General features: G+C 60.6%; 20 protein-coding genes. 6 read left to right on the forward strand and 14 right to left on the reverse strand.

What is annotated here, in order from left to right; all coding sequences use genetic code 11:
* Nucleotides 1-203: 203 nt before the first annotated feature.
* The 3 genes from HBR93_RS16275 to HBR93_RS16285 all read left to right on the forward strand — a co-directional run bounded on the left by HBR93_RS16275 (nt 204) and on the right by HBR93_RS16285 (nt 4,548).
* Nucleotides 204-1,103, forward strand: a complete 900-nt coding sequence (locus HBR93_RS16275; protein ID WP_057958745.1) for a polysaccharide deacetylase family protein — start codon at nt 204-206, stop codon at nt 1,101-1,103.
* A 291-nt stretch (nt 1,104-1,394) separates the two neighbouring features.
* Complete coding sequence (locus HBR93_RS16280; RefSeq protein ID WP_169960704.1) at nt 1,395-2,828, forward strand: M91 family zinc metallopeptidase; 1,434 nt, start codon at nt 1,395-1,397, stop codon at nt 2,826-2,828.
* Nucleotides 2,829-2,865: 37 nt separating this feature from the next.
* Entirely contained in the window at nt 2,866-4,548 is a 1,683-nt protein-coding gene (locus tag HBR93_RS16285) for a M91 family zinc metallopeptidase (protein WP_169960705.1), read from the forward strand.
* Nucleotides 4,549-4,575: 27 nt separating this feature from the next.
* Here the strand turns inward: HBR93_RS16285 and pcaC are convergent, their stop codons facing one another.
* The 11 genes from pcaC to pcaR form a co-directional block, all read right to left on the reverse strand.
* Nucleotides 4,576-4,968, reverse strand: coding sequence for a 4-carboxymuconolactone decarboxylase (pcaC, locus tag HBR93_RS16290; protein ID WP_057958742.1), 393 nt, complete (start codon nt 4,966-4,968; stop codon nt 4,576-4,578).
* Nucleotides 4,969-5,029: 61 nt separating this feature from the next.
* On the reverse strand, nt 5,030-5,821 hold the full coding sequence (gene pcaD, locus HBR93_RS16295; protein ID WP_057958741.1) for a 3-oxoadipate enol-lactonase: 792 nt from the start codon (nt 5,819-5,821) through the stop codon (nt 5,030-5,032).
* 10 nt (nt 5,822-5,831) lie between these two features.
* Nucleotides 5,832-7,196, reverse strand: coding sequence for a 3-carboxy-cis,cis-muconate cycloisomerase (locus HBR93_RS16300; RefSeq protein WP_057439807.1), 1,365 nt, complete (start codon nt 7,194-7,196; stop codon nt 5,832-5,834).
* Nucleotides 7,197-7,206: 10 nt separating this feature from the next.
* Nucleotides 7,207-8,502: an MFS family transporter gene (locus tag HBR93_RS16305; RefSeq protein WP_169960706.1), complete on the reverse strand. Its 1,296-nt coding sequence runs from the start codon at nt 8,500-8,502 to the stop codon at nt 7,207-7,209.
* Between the two features lie 159 nt (nt 8,503-8,661).
* On the reverse strand, nt 8,662-9,228 hold the full coding sequence (gene pcaG, locus HBR93_RS16310) for a protocatechuate 3,4-dioxygenase subunit alpha (protein ID WP_057439808.1): 567 nt from the start codon (nt 9,226-9,228) through the stop codon (nt 8,662-8,664).
* 1 nt (nt 9,229) lies between these two features.
* On the reverse strand, nt 9,230-9,934 hold the full coding sequence (pcaH, locus tag HBR93_RS16315) for a protocatechuate 3,4-dioxygenase subunit beta (RefSeq protein WP_169960707.1): 705 nt from the start codon (nt 9,932-9,934) through the stop codon (nt 9,230-9,232).
* Between the two features lie 27 nt (nt 9,935-9,961).
* A complete protein-coding gene (gene pcaF / locus HBR93_RS16320) occupies nt 9,962-11,167 on the reverse strand; it encodes a 3-oxoadipyl-CoA thiolase (protein WP_169960733.1) in 1,206 nt (401 codons plus the stop codon).
* Nucleotides 11,164-11,943, reverse strand: a complete 780-nt coding sequence (locus tag HBR93_RS16325; protein WP_057439814.1) for a CoA-transferase subunit beta — start codon at nt 11,941-11,943, stop codon at nt 11,164-11,166. The genes pcaF and HBR93_RS16325 overlap by 4 nt, the downstream gene beginning before the upstream one ends.
* Entirely contained in the window at nt 11,943-12,800 is an 858-nt protein-coding gene (locus HBR93_RS16330; RefSeq protein WP_057439815.1) for a CoA transferase subunit A, read from the reverse strand. The genes HBR93_RS16325 and HBR93_RS16330 overlap by 1 nt, the downstream gene beginning before the upstream one ends.
* Nucleotides 12,801-13,097: 297 nt before the next feature.
* Complete coding sequence (locus HBR93_RS16335) at nt 13,098-14,444, reverse strand: MFS transporter (RefSeq protein WP_057958737.1); 1,347 nt, start codon at nt 14,442-14,444, stop codon at nt 13,098-13,100.
* Between the two features lie 177 nt (nt 14,445-14,621).
* Nucleotides 14,622-15,464 carry a pca regulon transcriptional regulator PcaR gene (pcaR, locus tag HBR93_RS16340; protein ID WP_057439816.1) on the reverse strand — a complete coding sequence of 281 codons (843 nt, stop codon included), beginning with the start codon at nt 15,462-15,464 and terminating at the stop codon, nt 14,622-14,624.
* A 619-nt stretch (nt 15,465-16,083) separates the two neighbouring features.
* Here pcaR and HBR93_RS16345 point away from each other — a divergent pair.
* Both HBR93_RS16345 and HBR93_RS16350 read left to right on the forward strand, forming a co-directional pair.
* Entirely contained in the window at nt 16,084-16,284 is a 201-nt protein-coding gene (locus HBR93_RS16345) for a hypothetical protein (RefSeq protein WP_029297082.1), read from the forward strand.
* A gap of 328 nt (nt 16,285-16,612) precedes the next feature.
* Nucleotides 16,613-18,088, forward strand: a complete 1,476-nt coding sequence (locus HBR93_RS16350; RefSeq protein ID WP_057439817.1) for an inorganic phosphate transporter — start codon at nt 16,613-16,615, stop codon at nt 18,086-18,088.
* Nucleotides 18,089-18,233: 145 nt separating this feature from the next.
* Here HBR93_RS16350 and ccoM read toward each other — a convergent pair whose 3' ends face one another.
* The 3 genes from ccoM to HBR93_RS16360 form a co-directional block, all read right to left on the reverse strand.
* Nucleotides 18,234-18,350, reverse strand: a complete 117-nt coding sequence (gene ccoM / locus HBR93_RS27130) for a cytochrome c oxidase subunit CcoM (RefSeq protein ID WP_029297086.1) — start codon at nt 18,348-18,350, stop codon at nt 18,234-18,236.
* 143 nt (nt 18,351-18,493) lie between these two features.
* The gene (locus HBR93_RS16355) at nt 18,494-18,685 is read right to left on the reverse strand and encodes a hypothetical protein (RefSeq protein WP_128593654.1); all 192 of its coding nucleotides are present in this window, start codon (nt 18,683-18,685) and stop codon (nt 18,494-18,496) included.
* Nucleotides 18,686-18,710: 25 nt separating this feature from the next.
* Nucleotides 18,711-19,052 (reverse strand): hypothetical protein, encoded by a 342-nt coding sequence (locus HBR93_RS16360; RefSeq protein WP_057439820.1) that lies wholly within the window; start codon nt 19,050-19,052, stop codon nt 18,711-18,713.
* A gap of 218 nt (nt 19,053-19,270) precedes the next feature.
* On the opposite strand from HBR93_RS16360, the gene rapA reads away from it, so the two are divergent.
* On the forward strand, nt 19,271-22,117 hold the full coding sequence (rapA, locus tag HBR93_RS16365; protein ID WP_057439822.1) for an RNA polymerase-associated protein RapA: 2,847 nt from the start codon (nt 19,271-19,273) through the stop codon (nt 22,115-22,117).
* Nucleotides 22,118-22,127 lie beyond the last annotated feature (10 nt).

Here is a 22,127-nt window from a genome sequence, read left to right on the forward strand (position 1 = left end):
GCCGCCCCCCCTTCAGTGTCAGCGCTGAAGGGGCCACTTGCCGCGAGTAGCGCCCCGGCCCACCAGCGTTTAGCCTCAATGAAGAGATGGCCGGCCGTTGTAGTTCGTCAGCCAGATGATCACCCCGGTTATTCTTGCTGTATGGTGCCCGCCTGTTGCGGCCTCTCCTTAGGCGCAATCTGTGTCAGAGCCCGGCCCATACCATGAAATCCTTCGCCATCACCGCCGCCGTGTTCGCTTTGGCACTGAGCCTCAGCGCCTGCATCGGCGCGCCCGTGGCATTGACACCCCAGACCGAACAGCGCCTGCACGCCCAGGCCCCCATCCGTTTCCTGCTGACGTTCGATGACGGCCCCAGCGCCTCGGGCTACGCCAACCCTAGCCGTTTGGTCATCGAGAGCCTGGCCAACAACCCGGTGCAACCGGGGATCAAGGCGATCTTCTTTTTGCAGACCGAGGCCTGGCGCTCTGGCGGCAGCCCGCGCGGGCGCAAGACCATGGAGCGCGAGCACGCCGCCGGCCATATCCTGGCGTTTCACACCGCCACGCGCTGGCATAGCAATCATCGGCTGTTGAACGACGAAGAGCTGACGCAGACCTTGAGCCTGGGCGCCGCGACTATCGCCTCGATCACCGGCGCTGCGCCGAACCTGATACGCCCGCCCTTCTGGAACTACGACAAACGCACCTTCGCCGCCTACCAGCGCCACGGCATGCAGATTCTGCTGACCGACCTGAGCGCCAATGACGGCAAGATCTGGGGCTTCAATGCCAGCCCACGGCGTCGGGCCAACCTGCTGCGGCAGCTGTCGCTGGTGCGCGAACGCATTGCCCTGGGCGAACTGCCGACTGTAGAAGGGGTGATCCCAGTGGTGGTGACCTTTCACGACATCAATCGCTACACCGCCCGGCATCTGCAGGAGTACCTGCAGATCCTGATGGACAGCGCCCAGGCCAATGGCCTGAAGACCGCCGCCGAACCGTTCTACACCGACCGCTCGGCACTGGAGCGCGGGGCCCTGGCGCGCACGGTGAAGGATGCCAGCCAAGCCGTGCACTTACCGGGGATGTGGGACTGGGTGTGGGACGCCGCCCCCCAATGATCCAACCCGACCACAGAGCCGTGTTTCGTTAACCGACACCCCAGACGATTTAGCGACGTGTGCAGCGGGCGCGAGCAAATTTCATTACGCCAGGACACAAAGCATCGGCCAGTATGGCGGAACCCTTTTATTCCAATCATCAACCTACAGAGAGCCCCCTATCTCGAATAGAAAGGTTCTCTGATGAACACTATCGCGCCACTGAACCACAGTCTGCCCCTCCCTTCCCTTGAGCCTTCCACACACTCGGCACCCGCCCCCGCCAAGAGGGAGCGCCGTCAAGCGCCCTCCTTGGCGCAGAACACTGGAGAAAGCCCTGCTCCGCCTGCGAGACGCGTTCGTCCATCGCAAGAACAGGAAGCGATACTGGTCGATGACGGTAATCTGATTGCCCGGCATTCAATCCGCACCCGGCAATATGACCTGGATAAACCCACCCTGCTGGACGATAAGCTGACGCTTGAAACAGGTAATACCTCAGACACTATTCATGTCAGTAACCGTACCGACGGACGACTCAATGTAGAGGTCAATGGCAAGTCATACATCTTTGACGCAAGAGACGCGAAAGATGAAGTCCCCACAAAACTCGTGATTAAAAGTAACGGTGGTGACGACAAGATAAAGGTCGATGCCGATGTCATGCTTTACGTAACGATTGAAGCGGGGGATGGCAATGATCACGTAAGGGCGGGAGGTGGTCCAAGCCGCCTGCTGGGAGGCAATGGCAACGACTTTCTCCAGTTGGGCAGCGGTGCAGGCTATGCCGAAGGCAATGAGGGTAGCGACATGATGATAGGCGGCTCCGGTAACGCCATCCTGTACGCCAATAACGGCAACGACTGGATGTATGCGGGGCCTGGGGCAGCCAGCAAAAAAAGCCACATGGACGGCGGCAGCGGCTCAGACACAATGTATGCCGGCAACGGCCACACGATTATGAATGGCGGCCGGGGTGACGATGTGATGCTGGGTCGCGATCGAACCACCTTTTACAGCGGCAAAGGTAACGACACGATCCGTTCCAACAATCGGGACGACCTTATCTACGCAAAACCCAGCGACAGGTTCCTGAACTCTGCGCACGCGAAGTTGATGGCGGTCACACCCAGTGAAGCCGGTAAAAGAGGGTTTAACGTCCAAGGCACAGCAGAGTTCAAACAACGCGTCGAAGATGACCTGGAGCTTTTACGCTGCTCGCCGGCAGGCCAGAAAATGCTTGCCGAGATGGACGCCGCCGCTGACAGAAATGGAGTACCGGTAACCCTTCAGGATGGCGGAAAAAGAGACAGGACAGATTACGCGTTCAACCAGCAAGAGCCGGATCAGTTGGATCCTGAGGCCCCCGTAAAAGGTTATGTTCACAACGGGGTACAGGGCGCGCCAATCACCGATGGCGTCGTGCGCTACTCCCCTTCCAGTACGTTTGACGCCCCTGTATCAGGCGGTTTTCCGATAACAAATCTCTACCATGAAATGGTGCATGCCTATAACGGCGCCACGGGTTCCTTCCTCCCCGGAACGACCGAGGAGCCGGTCGCGGGTGAACCTCCTGAAGACACACCCAATATTGAACGACAGGCTGTCGGTCTGCCGACGGGTGCCGAGCCGTTCGACTTTGACCATGATCCACTCACCCCGCCGACCGCCACCAATCCCGCCCCCTTCACGGAAAACTCTTTACGCAAAGAAATGGGACTTAATCTGCGCGATCGCTATACCTGACGCTCCTTGTTTTAAGGTAGGCCAATGATACATAACCGTGCGCGACCGCGAAGTTCTACGCGTTCATGTGTGGTCCGAAAAAAACGGTATTGAAGTTAGGCGGAATCCTGTTCAGGCGGCCAACCACTCATCTCCAAACCCCCTATCGCGAGACGATGCAATGTCCATCTCAGCCCCTGCACATTATCCAAACGTATTCTCCTCATCCGCACTCAGTCCAACACCGGCTGCTAACGCCCTGCAAAACCCCATTTCCATTGAAGTTCCCCTGCTACAAAACTCAAATGCGACTTTCACACCGAAATCAAAACTAACACCAGACCAACACTACGTAGAAAAATATCCAACCTATACAAACTCTGCTCCTTTATATAAGGACGACCTTATCAAAATAACCCATAAAACCACTTGGGAGACGGTCAGCGACAATGAACGCACAAACAGAAGCAACGTCATCAAAATCGAAACAGGTGAAAAGCCCGACGTTATAAAAGTCAATCAATCTTCGAACAATGAAGTCCAGCTGCAAGTCAACGACAGGCATTACACATTAAAAATCAACAATCACGAAAGTTACCCTGAAGAACTGCACATCAAGTCAAAAGGCGGCGATGATCACATTCGGGTTAATCCGCGCGTGACGATCCCCATTACGATCGAGGGCGGTAAAGGTCGAGACCGGATTGAAGCCCTTGGCAGTGGTGATACCCGTGTCTACGGAGGAGCGGGGAACGACAACATCACGCTGGGTAGCGGCAACGGCTACGCCGAAGGGAATGACGGTAATGACACAATGAAGGGCGGATCAGGAATAGCCGTCATGTATGGGAATAACGGCAACGACACTATGTCCTCCGGGACTGGCAGCGAAGGCACATTCAGCTATATGGATGGCGGCAACGGCAACGACACGATGGTCAGCGAAAGCCCGATGAATGTCATGCATGGCGGCCCCGGTGATGATTTGATGACAGGAAAAGCACAGACCGTGTTCTATACAGGGCGTGGTCGGGATCGTGTCAACTCATACAATGCAAACGATACTATCTATGCCAAGAAATATGACCTCGTCACCAGTATCCCCGGCACCCGATATAAAAAAGTCAACATCAGCAATGCGGGTCATAAAGCGTTCAAGATCGAGGGCTCAAGCAAATTCAAACAACAAACCCAGGATGATCTTGAATTCTTCAGAAACTCACCAACGGCACAAAAAATGCTGAGTGAACTGGACCGGGCCGCCGAGCGCAACGGTTCCCCCGTAACAATCCGAGAGACTACCGTTCGCCCCAACTATACATTCACCAACAACTTCACCAGAGAACACGACAAACAATTAAAAGAATATGACGAGCTCGCAGAGTCGCCCCAATTGGGATTCATACACGGCAACACCAAAGGCTCAGTCGCCACGGGGGCAAAGATACACAACAATCCCGGCCTCATCTTCCGCGAGCCTCCGGTCATCAGCCTCTACCATGAAATGGCCCACGCCTATAACGGCGCCAATGGCACCTTTTTACCCGGCAAAACCGCAGATGAACCGAATCCGGAGCGCCAAGCCGTCGGGGTAGAGACCAATGCCCCCGCCTTTGATTTTGACAACGACCCGTCGACCCCCCCGACGACTACCAACCCCAACCCCTTTAATGAAAACGCACTGCGTGAAGAAACGGGTACTGCGCGGCGGGATGCTTACTTTCCGCCTGACGAGGGGTGAGCGGCTCCAGGCGGGGGTAAATCGTCGTCAATCCCGCGACTCAACCCCCAACTCATCCCACACCGACTCGGCCAGGTGAAACGTCGCATTGGCCGCCGGGATCCCGCAGTAGATCGCGCTCTGCATCAGTACTTCCTTGATCTCGGCGCGGGTCACGCCATTGCTGGCGGCGGCGCGCAGGTGCAGTTTGAGCTCTTCGTTGCGGTTCATCCCGATCAGCATGGCAATGGTGATCAGGCTGCGGGTGTGCCGGGGCAAGCCCGGGCGGGTCCAGATATCACCCCAGGCATGGCGGGTGATCATTTCCTGGAATTCGCTGTTGAACTCGGTCAAGGCATTGAGGCTGCGATCGACATGGGCATCGCCCAGCACTTCACGCCGCACCTTGAGCCCATCGGCGTAACGTTGTTTCTCGTCCACAAAACCTCCTAAAACCAACCATTAATGACTGTGCCACAACAAGCGCTACTCGCCTGGACCATCAGCCCGCCAACAAGAACGCCAGTACCCGCTCGCTGAACGCAGCCCCGGCCTGTACGTTGGACAAGTGCGCCGCATAAAACTCGGCATACTCGGCGCCCGCGACACGCTCTTGAATAAAGTGCCCGCCGGCCGGCGGTGTGACGGCATCCTCAGTACCGGCAATCACCAGCGTCGGCACCTTGATAGACGCCAGTTGCTCACGCAGATCCGCATCGCGCACCGCGCCACAGTTGGCGGCATAGCCTTGGGGCGATGTGGCCGCGAGCATGTCGGTAATGCGCTTGGCCTGAGCGGGATGAGCCTGGGCAAAATCGGCAGTAAACCAACGCGCAACCGACGCATCACGCAAGCCGACCATTGCCGCCTGGCCCTCGCGCAGGACCATTTCGATCCGCGGGTTCCAGATGTCCGCAGTGCCGATCTTGGCTGCCGTGTTGCACAGCACCAGCTTGAGCAAGCGCTCACCGGCGTTGATGCCCAGCCACTGGCCAATCAACCCGCCCATGGACAAACCGCAGAAATGCGCACGCTGGATATCCAGCGCATCCAGCAACGCCAGCACGTCACGCCCCAGTTGCTCAATGCTGTAGGGGCCCTCGGTGACCAGGGATTTGCCGTGGCCACGGGTGTCCAGGCGCAGCACCCGAAAATGCTCGGTGAAGGCCGGCATCTGGGTATCCCACATATGCAGGTCGGTGCCCAGTGAATTGGACAGCACCAGTACCGGCGCGCCTTCAGGACCTTCCAGTTGGTAATTCAGTTCGCCATCGGCGAGTCGTACAAATCCCACAGCAGCCTCCTCAGGCAGAAAAAGCAAAGTGCTCAGCCACGGCGCGGCTGACCCAGGTCTGTGCCTGGCCCAGGTAATGCGCCGGGTCCAGCAGGCGATCCAATTCCACCGCCGACAGCTCGGCGGTGACTTGCGGCTCATCGGCCAATACCGCGCGCAAATGGCGCTGCTCGGCGACCGCGCGTTTGCAACACTGTTCCAGCAGGTGATGGGCGGTTTCACGGCCCAGGCGCTGGGCCAATGTGCTACTGACGGCCTCGGCCAGCACCAGGCCCTGGGTCAGGTCGAGATTGTGGCCCATGCGTTGTGCATCGACTTCCAGGCCTTCACTCACCAGTAATGCCTGATGCAAGGCACCGGACACCAGGCGGCAGATTTCGGGCAGAGTTTCCCATTCGGCATGCCACAGGCCCAGGCTGCGCTCGTGCTCCTGGGGCATGGCGCTGAACATCGTCGCCACCAAGCCCGGCACCCGCGTAGCAGCGCTGATCAACACCGCCGCGCCAACCGGGTTGCGCTTGTGCGGCATGGTCGAGGAGCCGCCCTTGCCTGGGGCTGACGGCTCGAACACTTCCGCCGCTTCGGTCTGCATCAGCAGGCTGATATCCCGCCCGAGCTTGCCCAGGCTGCCGGCGATCAGGCCCAGCACGCTGGCGAACTCCACCAGACGGTCACGCTGGGTGTGCCAGGGTTGTTCGGGCAGCGTCAGTTGCAACTCCGCTGCCAGGGCTTGCGCCACCGGCATGGCGTGTTCACCCAGTGCCGCCAAGGTGCCGGACGCGCCGCCGAACTGCAGGACCAGCAGGCGCGGCTGCAGCTCCACCAACCGTTGGCGATTGCGCGTCACCGCCCCCAGCCAACCGGCGATTTTCATCCCCAGGGTGACCGGCGTTGCGTGCTGCAACCAGGTACGCCCGGCCAATGGCACGTCGGCATAGCGCTGCGCCTGGGCCGCGAGAACCGCGCCCAGCCGGGCCAGGTCCGTGTCGATCAGTTCCAGCGCCCGTCGCAGTTGCAACACCAGGCCGGTGTCCATCACATCCTGGCTGGTGGCGCCCAGATGCACATAGCGCTCGGCGCCGGCGTCCTCGCTGGCAATCAGTTTGCCCAGGGCCTTGACCAGCGGGATCGCCGAATTGCCCGCCGTGGCAATCGCCGCGCCGAGGGCATCCACGTCGTACAACGAGGCCAGGCATGCCTGGGCAATCGGCGCGACGGCGGCCTGGGGAATCAACCCGACCCGCGCCTGCGCCCGGGCCAGTGCGGCTTCGACATCCAGCATGCCCTGCAAGCGTCCCTGGTCACAGAACACCTCGGCCATGCTGTCGGCGGTGAAGTAAGCGTCGAACAGTTGGTTGCTCGTGCGCAGTGTCATAAGTCATCCCTTACAGATCGTGGTGCAAGTACTCAGCCTGTTTCGGCAGGCGCAGGCTGAACAGGAACGCAATCGCCATCATGCCGGTCACGTACCAGTAGAAGGTGTTTTCCAGGCCAATGGATTTCAGGCCCAGGGCCACGTATTCCGCCGAACCACCGAAGATCGCGTTGGCCACCGCATAGGCCAGGCCCACACCGAGAGCGCGCACTTGTGGCGGGAACATTTCGGCTTTTACCAGGCCACTGATGGAGGTGTAGAAACTCACAATTGCCAGCGCCAGGGTAATCAATACAAAGGCCAGGAACGGGCTGGTCACGGTTTTCAGGGTCAGCAGGATCGGGACTGTGCACAAGGTCCCGAGCGTGCCAAACCAGAGCATCGAGTTACGGCGGCCGATCTTGTCCGAGAGCATGCCGAACAGCGGCTGCATGCACATATAGAGGAACAGCGCGCCGGTCATGATGTAGCTGGCGGTCTTGGCGTGCATGCCGGCGGTGTTCACCAGGTACTTCTGCATGTACGTGGTAAAGGTGTAGAAGATCAGCGAGCCGCCGGCGGTGTAGCCGAGCACGGTGATAAACGCGGCCTTGTGATCGCGGAACAACGCGGCAATGCTGCCGGCGTCCTTGTTTTCCCGCATTTCCTTGCTGGTGGTTTCTTTCAGGGAGCGGCGCAGCAACAGCGAAATCACCGCCGCCACGGCCCCGATCACAAACGGAATGCGCCAGCCCCAGGCCCGCAGCTCGTCCTCGGTGAGCAGTTGTTGCAGGATCACCACCACCGACACCGCCAGCAGTTGCCCGCCAATCAGGGTCACGTACTGGAACGAGGCGAAGAAGCCGCGCTGGCCTTTGAGCGCGACTTCACTCATGTAGGTCGCCGTGGTGCCGTACTCGCCCCCCACCGACAGGCCCTGGAACAGCCGCGCCATCAGCAGCAGGGCCGGAGCCCAGGCGCCGATGTCTTTGTAGGTCGGTAGAAAGGCGATGACCAGGGAACCGGCGCACATCATCAGCACCGAAATCATCATCGAATTCTTGCGCCCGTGCTTGTCGGCGACCCGGCCAAACAGCCAGCCACCGATGGGGCGCATCAAGAAGCCTGCGGCGAACACGCCAGCGGTGTTGAGCAGCTGCACCGTGGGGTCGTCGGAGGGGAAAAACGCCGGAGCGAAATAGATCGCGCAGAAGGCATAGACGTAGAAGTCGAACCATTCGACCAGGTTGCCGGAAGAGGCCCCGACAATCGCAAAAATCCGTTTGCTGCGTTCTTCTCCGGTGTAGTGACTGGTACTCGTTGTCATGTTGTTTTCACTCGTAGGGAACGGGTTAGAGTCTAGACACACTTTGCAACAACCTCGTTCCGCAAGCAGACCTTTGAATGGCAGCCAAGCCCGCTCCCACAGGTGATCGCATTCCACTGTGAGAGCGGGCTTGCCCGCGACAGCGCCCTGGCAGGCAACTCAATAATCGAAAAACACCGTCTCTTCATCGGTGCCCTGAAGCACCACATTCCACTGATACACCCCCGACGCATCCGCCTTGGCAACCAACGTGCCGCGCCGCTCTGCCGGCACACACGCCAGCAACGGATCATCGCCATTGGCCGCTTCGCCGTCGAAATAAATCCGCGTCAGCAAGTGCTTCACCAAACCACGGGCAAACACCAACACCACCAAATGCGGCGCCTGGGTCGTACCCTTCAGGCCCGGCACACTACCGGGCTTGATGGTGCTGAAACGGAAACGCCCTTGCGCATCCACCGGCACCCGGCCAAAGCCTGCGAAATTGGGGTCCAGGGCTTTGTCCTGGTCGTCCTCGGGGTGGTCATATTTACCGGCGGCGTTGGCCTGCCAGACTTCCAGCATGGCATCGTTGACCACCTCGCCATTGCCATCCACCACCTGCCCGGTGATGGCCACACGCTCGCCGAGGGTGCCCGCATTCGCCAGGTCTTCGCAGTTCAACCAGGTCAGGCCGATGTGGTAGTACGGCCCGACGGTGTGGGACGTGGTTGCGTTGAGGGTCATGTCATTTCTCCATCGGCGTGGCGTCGCGGCCGCGCAGGACGATGTCCCAGCGATAGCCGAGGGCATAGTGCGGCACGGTCTTTTCCAGGTCGAAACGGGCGATCAGGCGTTCCTTGGCCGAGGTGTCCGGCACGCAGTTGTAGATCGGGTCATAGGCCAGCAGCGGGTCGCCGGGGAAGTACATCTGGGTCACCAGGCGCGTCAGCACACTGGGGCCGAACAGCGAGAAGTGGATATGCGCCGGGCGCCAGGCGTTGTGGTGATTGCCCCACGGATAGGCGCCGGGCTTGATGGTCTGGAACTGGTACCAGCCATCGGCATCGGTGACGGTGCGACCGGTGCCGGTGAAGTTCGGGTCCAGGGGCGCGTCGTGCTGGTCGCGCTTGTGGTTGTAGCGACCGGCGGCGTTGGCCTGCCAGATCTCCACCAGGATGCCCGGCACAGGCAGGCCGTTTTCATCCAGGACCCGGCCGTGAATGATGATGCGCTCGCCTTGGGGCTCGCCCTCGTGCTGGGCGGTCAGGTCGTTGTCGTGCTCGGCAATGCGGTCGGCGCCGATGGTCGGGCCGGTGATTTCCGACAGCGAATGGGGCAAAAACACCAGCGGCTTGGACGGCGAACGCAGGTTCGTCGACTGGTACGCCGGGTGCAGGTAATCAGGCTGAGTACCCGCTTGCGGGCGCCGGTATCCGGGCTTGTCACTCATGGAGCATTCCTCTTTTTCTTGTAGGTCTCAAACGCGTTCGATGGCCAACGCCAAGCCTTGGCCAACGCCGACACACAGGGTCGCCAGGCCTTTGCTGCCGCCGGTTTTTTCCAGTTGATGCAGGGCCGTCAAGACCAGGCGCGCACCGCTCATGCCCAGGGGATGACCCAAGGCAATCGCGCCGCCGTTGGGATTGACCTGGGGTGCGTCGTCCGCCAGGCCCAACTCACGCAGCACCGCCAAACCCTGGCTGGCGAAGGCTTCGTTGAGTTCGATCACATCAAAGTCGCTGACCGCCAGGCCCAGGCGCTCTACCAACTTGCGCACCGCTGGCACCGGGCCGATGCCCATCACCCGGGGTTCGACCCCGGCACTGGCCATGCCCAACACCCGGGCGCGGGCGGTCAGGCCGTGCTTTTTCACCGCGTCCGCGCTGGCCAGAATCAACGCGGCGGCGCCGTCGTTGACCCCGGAAGCGTTGCCGGCGGTGACGGTCTTGTCCGGGCCGTTGACCGGCTTGAGCTTGGTCAGGGCTTCGAGGGTGGTATCGGCACGCGGGTGTTCGTCGTGCTCCACCAGGGTCTCGCCTTTTTTATGGGCGACCCGTACCGGGACGATTTCTTCAGCGAAAAACCCCGCGGCCTGGGCCACGGCTGTGCGTTGCTGGCTACGCAAGGCGAAGGCGTCCTGGTCGGCGCGCGAGACGTTGTAGTCATCTGCCACGTTATCAGCGGTCTGCGGCATGGCATCCACGCCGTACTGGGCCTTCATCAACGGGTTGATAAAGCGCCAGCCGATGGTGGTGTCTTCCAGCTTCATGTTGCGCGAGAACGCGGCGTCTGCCTTGCCCATCACGAACGGTGCACGGGACATCGACTCGACACCACCGGCAATCGCCAGCTCCATTTCGCCACTGGCAATGGCGCGGAACGCGGTGCCGATGGCGTCCATGCCCGAGGCGCACAAGCGGTTGACCGTCACCCCGGGAATGCTCGGCGGCAGGCCGGCCAGCAGCGCGGCCATGCGCGCCACGTTACGGTTGTCTTCGCCGGACTGGTTGGCGCAGCCGAGGAACACTTCGTCGACCGCGCTCCAGTCTACCGACGGGTTGCGCGCCATCAGGGCCTTGATCGGCAGGGCCGCCAGGTCATCGGCGCGCACCGTGGACAGGCCACCGCCGAAACGGCCGATGGGGGTGCGGATCGCATCACAGATAAACACGTCGCGCATCAGGCTTCTCCTGGGGTTTGGCCATGGGCCGCGGCGGTACGGGCTTCAAGATCGCGCAAGGCGTTCAGTTCGACTGGCGTGGGTTCGGCGCTGGTGCTGACCTGCTCGGCAAAGCGGATCGCCCAGCCGGTGGCGGCAATCACTTGCTCGCGGGTCACGCCGGGATGCAAGGCGGTGACCACAAATTCGTGGGTGCCCTCCTCCGGCTCCATGATGCACAGGTCGGTAATAATCCCGACCGGGCCTGCGCCTGGCAGGCCGAGGCGTTTGCGCGAGTCGCCGCCTTCGCCATGGCCGACCGAGGTGATGAAGTCCAGTTTGTCGACAAACGAACGGGACGACTGCTTGAGGATGATCAACACGCTCTTGGCGGAGCCGGCAATCTCCGGCGCACCACCGGCACCCGGCAGGCGCACCTTGGGTTGGTGGTAATCACCGACCACCGTGGTGTTGATATTGCCGAAGCGGTCGACCTGGGCTGCGCCGAGAAAACCGACGTCAATGCGCCCGCCTTGCAGCCAGTAGCGAAAAATCTCACCCGTGGGCACGACACTGTCGGCGGTTTCCGCCAACTCGCCGTCGCCAATGGACAGCGGCAGGACCGAGGGCTTGGCGCCAATCGGGCCGGACTCGTAGATCAACACCACGTCCGGCGACGACGTCAGGCGGGCCAGGTTGGCGGCCTTGGACGGCAGGCCGATGCCGACGAAGCACACGGCACCGTTCTTCAGGCGGCGCGCGGCGGCGACGGTCATCATTTCATTGGTCGAGTAAGTCATTACTTGGCCTCCTGCGCTGCAGCCAGTTTGGCCTGGAATTGACTGAAGTCAGCGGTGCCATGGATGTATTCATTGATCCATGCGGTAAACGTCCCACGGTCCCGAGCGATCGGATCCCAGGCTTGATAGAAGCGATTGTCACGCTCGGTGTAACCGTGGGCGTAGGAAGGATGCGCGCCCCCTGGTACATGGCACACGGCGGTCAGGGCCCAGGTCGGCAGCACGCAGGCGTTCATGGGGGCGTTGAGGTCGTCGACGATTTCTTCGACGGTGACGATGCAACGCTTGGCCGCCAATGCCGCCTCTTTCTGCACCCCGAGAATCCCCCACAACAGCACGTTGCCCTTGCGGTCGGCCTTTTGCGCATGGATCACGGTGATGTCCGGGCGCACCGACGGCACCGCCGCCAGCACTTCGCCGGTGAAGGGACAGGTCACGGTCTTGATCAGCGGGTTGACCTTGGGCAGGTCAGAACCGGCATACGCCCGCAGCACCGCGAACGGCAGGCCGGAGGCGCCGGCCACGTAGGCGTTGGCCAGGTCCGCATGGCTGTGTTCTTCGATCTCCAACGGTTGCGGCCATTGCTTTTCCACTGCATCCCGCAGGCGATGCAGGGAACCTACGCCCGGGTTGCCGCCCCAGGAAAAAATCAACTTGCGCGCACAGCCGGCCCCGATCAGTTGGTCGTAGATCAGGTCGGGCGTCATGCGCACCAGCGTCAGGTCTTTCTTGCCCTGACGGATGATTTCATGACCTGCCGCTGTAGGGATCAGGTGGGTAAAGCCTTCGAGCGCGACGGTATCGCCGTCATTGACGAACTGCTTTACCGCATCAGCCAGCGAAAGGATTTCAGCCATGGGGTTGGGCTCCCGGTGTAGGTCGAAAAAGGCGCTGGAGGCAGCGCCGAAGTGCTTGAAGAGTAAGCCGGGGTCAGGGGTCAAACAATCCGATAATCGACTAACTGTTCGATAATCGAACGGATTGTTACCTGGCTAACATTCCTCCAAACACCTCTGCTTTCCATGCGAACAGCGTCCCTGTGGGAGCGGGCTTGCTCGCGAAGGCGGTGTGTCAGTCAACACACTTTTGTCCTGAGCCACCGCCTTCGCGAGCAAGCCCGCTCCCACATTTTTCATCCGTGCCTGCTTTAAGTCTCAGGTGGCGTCGGCGTGGCTGACGAAGCCCTTGATCAATACCGCCGTGGTGGCCAATGCAGCCGGAATCACCAGTGCCGTCAGCACTTGCTCGAAGTTCCAACCCAGCCCCAACAGCGTGGCTCCCATCCACGCACCGAGGATCGCGCCAAAACGGCCAATCCCCAGCATCCAGGACACCCCGGTCGCCCGGCCCTGGGTCGGGTAAAACCGCGCCGCCAACGAAGGCATGGCCGATTGCGCACCGTTGACGCACATCCCGGCGATCAACACCAGGGTGGCCAGGAGGGTGATATTGCCCAGGCTCTGGCCCACGGCGTAGGCAAAGACCCCAGCCAGCAGGTAGAAAGTGCCGATGACCTTGTGCGGATTGAACCGGTCCATGGCCCAGCCCACGCCCACGGCGCTGAGTACTCCACCAAACTGGAACAACGCGCCGATAAAAGCCGCCTGCTCCATGCTGGCGCCGCTGTCACGCATCAGGGTCGGCAACCAACTGGTCAGCAGGTACACAATCACCAGGCCCATAAAGTAGGTGAGCCACAGCAACAGGGTGCCGGCGCTGTAGGTGCCAGAGAAGATCACCGCGAACACATTGCGCGCCTTGACGGTTTTCTGTTCCGGGACGCTGAAGCTGGAAGCCTGGGCGACGGTGGCCGGGTCGATGGGTGACAAGGCCTTGCGCACCTTGTCTGTGCCGCGATTGCGCACCACCAGGTAGCGCGCCGACTCCGGCAGCCACAGCACCAGCACGCCGACCAGGATCAAGGGCAGGATGCCGCCGATCAGCAGCAGGCTGTGCCAGCCGAACATCGGGATCAGCTTGGCCGAGATAAACCCGCCACCGGCCATGCCCAGGTTGAAGCCGCAGAACATGCTGGTCACCAGCAACGACTTGTGGCGCTCCGGGGTGTATTCGGACAGCAACGTCGTGGCGTTCGGCATGCCAGCGCCCAGGCCCAGGCCGGTCAGGAAGCGCAATACCAGCAACTGATCAACGTTGCTGCTATAGGCCGAGGCCAGGCTGAACGCACCGAACACCAGCACGGCGCCGACCAACACCACCTTGCGTCCGAAACGGTCGGCCAACGGGCCTGAACCCAGGGCGCCAAACACCATGCCGATCAACGCGGCACTCATCACCGGGCCGAGGCTGGCACGGTCGATCCCCCAATCCTGGGACAGTGCCGGCGCAATAAAGCCCATGGCCGCGGTATCCAGGCCATCGAGAAAGACAATCAGGAAGCACAGGATCACCACCCGCCATTGATAGCGGGACAGCGGTTGCGCATTGATAAAGGACTGCACGTCCAGACATGTACCAACAGAAGGCGAAGGCTGATTCATTATTTTTATTTCCACACCGATGGCGGGCGGACGACGGCGAGTCGTCATTATTATTGGGGCGAAACCGAAACCGCGGCGGTAGAGGCTGTCGCGGTCAATCACGCTGCCGCGACATTAATGAGCCAGGGGAAACACCGTCAATTCGTCAAACTAGGATCTGTGCGGTCACCGAACAGCTTAAGCAAACAACTGGGCACTCAGCTCCTGGCTGGCGCAGAGCATGCTCGGCAGGAAACGTTGTTCCAGCTCACTGCGGCTGACCCGCCCGGCGTGGGTGCTGACATTCAGCGCAGCCAATACCTGGCCGGACGCGTCATACACCGGCACGGCGATGGAGCGCAGACCCTGCTCCAGTTCCTGGTCGACAATGCACCAGCCCTGTTGCCGCACTTGTTGCAGGCATTCAAGCAAGGCTTGCGGCGTGGTCAGGGTGCGGCTGGTCTTGGTTTGCAGGTCGGCATGATCCAGGTAGTCCTGCAGCGACGCGTCATCCAGGGCTGCCAAGAGGATTCGGCCCATGGAGGTGCAATAAGCTGGCAGCCGGCCACCGACCGAAAGATCCACCGAAATCAGGCGTTGGGTGGTGGCGGATCGGGCGATATAGAGGATGTCGTCGCCCTCCAGGGTCGCCATGTTGCAGGCTTCATGAAGCTGCTCACTCATGCGGTCCAGGTAAGGCTGGGCAGAAACCGCCAGGGGCGTGGACGACAGATAGGCATGGCCCAGGGTCAGGACCTTGGGCAGCAGGGAGTACGTGCGCCCGTCGGTGGTGGCGTAGCCGAGTTTGATCAAGGTATGCAGGCAACGCCTGACGGCAGCGCGGGGGATTTCCGTGCGATGGCTGATCTGGGCGATGGTCAGGTGCCGCTTGCGCTCCTGGAACGCCTGCACCACGGCCAGCCCACGGGCCAGGGAGGTCATGAAATCCGGGTCGCCGGTAAACGCCTGGATGCGCTTGGCCGGTGACGCAACGATCGGCGGCGCCACTGAGGCAAAGGAGTTGCGCAATTGATCGTTCATTTCAGGTCCTTTCTCTTATTTTCAAGCGCCATTACAAGCCGGCAGGCAACGGATGTACAAGGCAAGGGCGCCAACATTGGGCGATTATCGGACGGTCATTCGATAATCGCAATTTGCGCCGCTGGGCGCTGCCAGGTCCCCGCACTGAATTTGTTGCGCTCACTTAACCGGCGGCGTCCGGCCTGGCAATGTTGACTTAATTAACGACCGTGCAACTGTCACACACAGAGTATTAGGCAAGTACGGCGTCAAGTTCCCGACATCAGGTGAATAGCAATACAGCTACGCCAAGTTGACGTTTTTTAACTTGTTGACGATAGTCTTATGCAAATGCGCCGCTATAATGCACCCTGTGACAAGGTCGAGTTAGCCTCAAGGGCATGCCTGCCCCCACCAAGCCTCAGCTTTTCCTTGTCCTGGCCTGGGTTGCAGATACCGGGTATTCAGTTCCACAGCCTGCCCATATTTGTGATGTAAAAAGAAAACTGTTGCTACGACAGCTGTTCTTCCCCGGTGCCGTGGCCGCGTGCAATAACTGAAGTGGTTGATCGTGTAATACGCCCATCACTTGCGTCATCGCGCATCACCGGAATCAAACTCAACTCAATTAGGTAACAAAGTGACGAAAGACGAACTGCGCGCGGAACTTGAGCGCCAGGAACAACGTTACAAGGATGTTTACGGCGGGGAAGTCACCACCTACGCCGCCCAACCTGAGCCGGAGCGCAAACCATGGCGCAAACGAGCCAGTCTGCTCGACCAGGCGTTTGCCCAGGAAATCCAAAAGATCGAAAAGGACCTCAAGGCCGAAGAGCCATAAGCCTCTCGGATTGAGCCTTCCTGGCAAGTCATTGCCCTGCCAGCCCCCTGGCAGGGGCGCACGGGGTTTGCCCAGCAATCGTCAGTTTCGCCGCTCTGACGAAATTTCATACACCTGTTTCAGACCCTTCATCTTAATTGTCGCACCCTGCCACGGCCCCTCTATTCTTTATAAATCAATGAGTTGCCAAACCACCGAAATATCTGGTAGTCGCACCCCTCCTCCAAATTAATTCGTTGAAGAATGTTACCGGCGAGCAGCTAGTGCATAGATTACTGAGGTTTTCTGGCATAATCGCGCCCCCTTACGACCGGGTCATAAAACCTTCATGATCGATTTATTCAGCGGACTGGATGCTTGGGTTCTTGTGAGCCTGTTGCTCGCCCTCGCCTTTGTCCTCGCCTTCGAGTTCATCAATGGCTTTCATGACACCGCTAACGCGGTGGCCACAGTCATCTATACCAAAGCGATGCCGCCGCACCTGGCCGTATTCTTTTCCGGGGTGTTCAACTTCCTCGGCGTGTTGCTCGGCGGGGTGGGCGTTGCCTATGCCATCGTGCACCTGCTGCCGGTGGAGTTGCTGATCAATGTAAACACCGGCCATGGTCTGGCCATGGTGTTTTCATTATTAGCAGCGGCCATCACCTGGAATCTCGGCACCTGGTATTTCGGGATCCCGGCGTCCAGCTCACACACCCTGATCGGTTCGATCCTCGGTGTCGGCCTGGCCAATGCCTTGATCAACGATATTCCGCTGGCAGACGGGGTCAACTGGCAGAAGGCCATTGATATCGGCGCCTCGCTGGTGTTCTCGCCCATGGCCGGCTTCCTGGTCGCAGCCCTGGTGTTGATTGGCCTTAAATGGTGGCGTCCGCTGTCCAAGATGCACAAGACACCGGACCAGCGCCGCAAGCTCGACGACAAGAAACACCCGCCGTTCTGGAACCGCCTGGTACTGGTGATCTCCGCGATGGCCGTGAGTTTCGTGCATGGCTCCAACGACGGTCAGAAAGGTATTGGCCTGATCATGCTGGTGCTGATCGGTATCGTGCCCGCGCAGTTTGTACTCGATCTGGGCAGCACTACTTACCAGATCGAGCGAACCCGCGACGCCACCCTGCACCTCAACCAGTTCTACCAGCGCAACCACGAAACCCTCGGCGAATTCCTTGCCCTGGGCAAAAGTGTCAGAGACGACCTGCCAGGCAAGTTCCGTTGCAACCCGCAACAGACCGAGCCAACCATCAACGCCCTCCTCGGCACATTGAAGGGTGTCTCTGACTACCATTCCTTGACCTCCGACCAGCGCATTGAGGTCCGTCGCTACCTGTTGTGCCTGGACGACACCGCGAAGAAAGTCGGCAAGCTGCCAGGCCTTGATTCCCGCGAGAAGTCGGACCTGGAAAAACTGCGCAAAGACCTGACCGCCACCACCGAATACGCACCGTTCTGGGTAATCCTCGCCGTGGCCCTGGCCCTTGGCCTGGGCACCATGGTGGGCTGGAAGCGCGTGGTACTGACGATTGGCGAGAAGATCGGCAAGCAGGGCATGACCTATGCCCAGGGCATGTCGGCGCAAATCACCACCGCCACCATGATTGGCTTTGCCAATATCTTCGCCCTGCCGGTGTCCACCACCCACGTGCTGTCTTCGGGCGTGGCCGGGACCATGGTCGCGAACAAGAGCGGCCTGCAAGGCGGCACCGTGAAGACCATCCTGATGGCCTGGATCCTGACCCTGCCAGCCACAGTGAGCCTGTCGGCCGGGTTGTTCTGGCTGGCGTCCAAGGCGTTGGGCAGTTAACCGACAACGCAATTAAAAAAGGCGTGACCTGCGAGGGTCACGCCTTTTTTTGTGCTTTTGTGGCTAGGGAGCTAAACATCGGGCAAAAAAAAGGGCGACCGAAGTCGCCCAAAATGCCTTGCGTGCTCATGTAACCCGGAAAAACCTATGGTTTTTTACGCTTGTTCGCGTCTTTCCAGATAAAAAATCCAAACCCTACAAAAAACAGCACCATGAGGCCGACAGTCAGCACCCCGGCAAAAACCACATTATCGAAAAACATGACCGGCCTCCTGCTCTTGCCCTGTTGCGATAGGGCTAAGTTAACCAAGAAGTCGGGGGCAGAAATTGACGGGGATCAATGTCGCCCGCAACGGGGCGTAAAGAAGGGAGATAACTGACCTGAATCAATAGATTCAGGGCATTTCAGCGCTTTTTCGGTTTGTTTTTCGACTTTTTCTTCGCCTTGCCCAGCGGCATGGCCTGCTCGAACGCCTGGCGCACGTCATTCAGGCGCTTGTCATTGAGATCGTGGACCCGTTTGGCGCGTTCGGCAGTCAGGTCGATCAGCTTGTCGTCACTCATGGCATGGCTTACGTGGTGGCTGGATTGACTCAATAATGCGTCCTGGCCCGCCCAGGGGTCAAACCTCGACGTCCACCCACAACCCCTGACGGGGTGCATCCTCGATCAGCGGCGCGACCGGCACGGTGTTATCGGCATTCAGTTCGTCACCAGGAACGGCCAGGTGCTGCTCGGGATCTTCGTCGGCCTCGCGCCGGCGTTTTTGCTGTTCCTGCTGGCGTCGTTGTTCCTCGCGCAGCATCAGGGTCGATTGCTCGGCGTCGCGGTGCTTGAGGTCAATGGTGCTTTCATTGGAACTCGCCTGCGCAGGCACCACCGGCGGGATATCGGGTTTGGGGCGCACGGGGTCGAGTTGTGACGTAACCGGCACAACACTCAAGGGCAAGATCGGTGGCAGCATAATTATTGGTCTCCTGTCAGCAGGCTGTCGGCTGCTGTACCAGCGACTTGAGCCTGGGGCTGCCAACTTGTGACCCAGTCGTCAGTCGCCAGTGCCCTGCCACCCGTCGAATCGCCCTCTTTCACTCCGGCAAGCGGAGTAGTTTTTGTCAGAGTCCTTTGGCTGGGGGCCTTGTTCCGTTAGAATAGTCGGCTTTTTCACGGCGGGAGTCAGGCAGCATGGCGCAGCAGTATCAACCGGGGCAACGCTGGATTAGTGACAGCGAAGCAGAGCTGGGGTTAGGCACCGTTCTGGCACAGGACGGCCGCTTGTTGACCGTGCTCTATCCGGCCACTGGCGACACCCGCCAGTATGCGCTACGGAATGCGCCCCTCACTCGCGTGAGGTTCTCGCCGGGTGACACCATCACCCACTTCGAAGGCTGGAAGATGACCGTGCGCGAGGTCGACGATGTCGACGGCCTGCTGGTCTACCACGGCCTCAATGGGCAGAACGAGCAGGTCACCCTGCCGGAAACCCAACTGTCGAACTTCATCCAGTTCCGCCTCGCCAGCGACCGTCTGTTCGCCGGCCAGATCGACCCGCTGGCCTGGTTCTCCCTGCGCTACCACACCCTGGAACACACCAGCCGCCAGTTGCAGTCCTCGCTCTGGGGCCTGGGCGGCGTGCGTGCGCAGCCGATTGCGCACCAACTGCACATTGCCCGTGAAGTGGCTGACCGGATCGCGCCACGGGTGCTGCTGGCCGACGAAGTGGGCCTGGGCAAGACCATCGAAGCCGGCCTGGTGATCCATCGCCAACTGCTGTCCGGGCGCGCCAATCGCGTACTGATCCTGGTCCCGGAAAACCTCCAGCACCAATGGCTGGTGGAAATGCGCCGGCGTTTCAACCTGCAGGTCGCGCTGTTCGACGAAGAACGTTTTATCGAAAGCGATGCCAGCAACCCGTTCGAAGACACCCAGCTCGCGCTGGTGGCCCTGGAATGGCTGGTGGACGACGAAAAAGCCCAGGACGCACTGTTTGCCGCCGGCTGGGACTTGATGGTGGTCGACGAAGCCCACCACCTGGTCTGGCACGAAGAAAAGGCCAGCGCTGAATACCAACTGGTCGAGCAACTGGCCGAGACCATTCCCGGCGTGCTGCTGCTGACCGCAACCCCGGAACAACTGGGCCAGGACAGCCACTTCGCCCGTCTGCGCCTGCTGGACCCGAACCGTTTCCATGACGTCAAAGCCTTCCGCGCCGAGAGCGAGAACTATCGCCCGGTCGCCGAAGCCGTCCAGGAACTGATGGACAAGGGTCGCCTCTCGCCGGCCGCGCACAAGACTATCCAGGGCTTCCTCGGCAACGAAGGCGAAGCACTGCTGGCTGCCGTCAACGATGGCGACACCGAAGCCAGTGCGCGCCTGGTGCGTGAGCTGCTGGACCGCCACGGCACCGGCCGCGTGCTGTTCCGTAACACCCGCGCCGCCGTACAAGGCTTCCCCGAACGCAAGTTGCACGCCTACCCGCTGCCGTGCCCGGACGAGTACCTGGAACTGCCGCTGGGCGAGCATGCCGAGCTGTACCCGGAAGTCAGCTTCCAGTCGCAACCGGATATAGAAGAAGAAAACCGCTGGTGGCGCTTCGACCCGCGCGTCGAGTGGCTGATCGACCAGCTGAAAATGCTCAAGCGCACCAAAGTCCTGGTGATCTGCGCCCACGCCGAAACCGCCATGGACCTGGAAGACGCCCTGCGCGTGCGTTCCGGCATCCCGGCCACGGTGTTCCACGAGGGCATGAACATCCTCGAACGGGACCGTGCCGCCGCCTACTTCGCGGATGAAGAGTTCGGCGCCCAGGTGCTGATCTGTTCGGAAATCGGCAGTGAAGGCCGCAACTTCCAGTTCGCCCACCATCTGGTGCTGTTCGACCTGCCATCGCACCCGGACTTGCTGGAGCAGCGCATCGGGCGCCTGGACCGGATCGGCCAGAAGCATGTGATCGAGCTGCACGTGCCGTACCTGGAAACCAGCCCGCAAGAGCGGCTGTTCCAGTGGTACCACGAAGCCTTGAATGCCTTCCTTAATACCTGCCCGACCGGCAACGCCTTGCAGCACCAGTTCGGCCCGCGCCTGCTGCCGCTGCTGGAAAATGCCGACGACGGCGAATGGCAAGCCCTGATCGACGAAGCCCGCACCGAGCGCGAGCGCCTCGAAGCCGAGCTGCACACCGGCCGCGACCGTTTGCTGGAGCTCAACTCCGGCGGCGCTGGCGAAGGTGATGCGCTGGTCGAGGACATCCTGGAGCAAGACGATCAGTTCACCCTGCCGATCTACATGGAAACCCTGTTCGACGCGTTCGGCATCGACAGCGAAGACCATTCGGAAAACGCGCTGATCCTCAAGCCCAGCGAAAAAATGCTCGACGCCAGCTTCCCCCTCGGCGACGACGAAGGCGTGACCATCACTTACGACCGCAACCAGGCGCTGTCTCGCGAAGACATGCAGTTCATTACCTGGGAGCACCCGATGGTCCAGGGCGGCATGGACCTGGTGCTGTCCGGTTCCATGGGCAACACCGCAGTGGCGCTGATCAAGAACAAGGCGCTGAAGCCGGGCACCGTGTTGCTGGAACTGCTCTATGTCAGTGAAGTGGTGGCACCGCGTTCGCTGCAACTGGGTCGCTACCTGCCCCCGGCGGCCCTGCGCTGCCTGCTGGATGCCAATGGTAATGACTTGTCGGGCCGGGTGTCCTTCACCACCCTCAACGACCAGTTGGAAAGCGTGCCACGGGCCAGCGCCAACAAGTTCGTGCAGGCCCAGCGCGATCAGCTGACGCCACGGATCAACGCCGGCGAAGAGAAAATCGCCCCGCGCCACGCCGAACGTGTGGCCGAGGCGCAACGTCGCCTGGCGGCAGACACCGACGAAGAGCTGGCGCGCCTGACCGCCCTGCAAGCCGTCAACCCGACCGTACGCGACAGCGAACTGGTTGCCCTGCGCCAACAGCGCGAGCAAGGCCTGGCCATGCTCGACAAGGCGGCGCTGCGGTTGGAGGCGATTCGGGTGTTGGTCGCCGGTTGATCCGCGCCCT

Origin of the sequence: Pseudomonas sp. WS 5411 (assembly GCF_012985595.1) — a bacterium.
GTDB classification, from domain to species: Bacteria; Pseudomonadota; Gammaproteobacteria; order Pseudomonadales; family Pseudomonadaceae; genus Aquipseudomonas; species Aquipseudomonas shahriarae.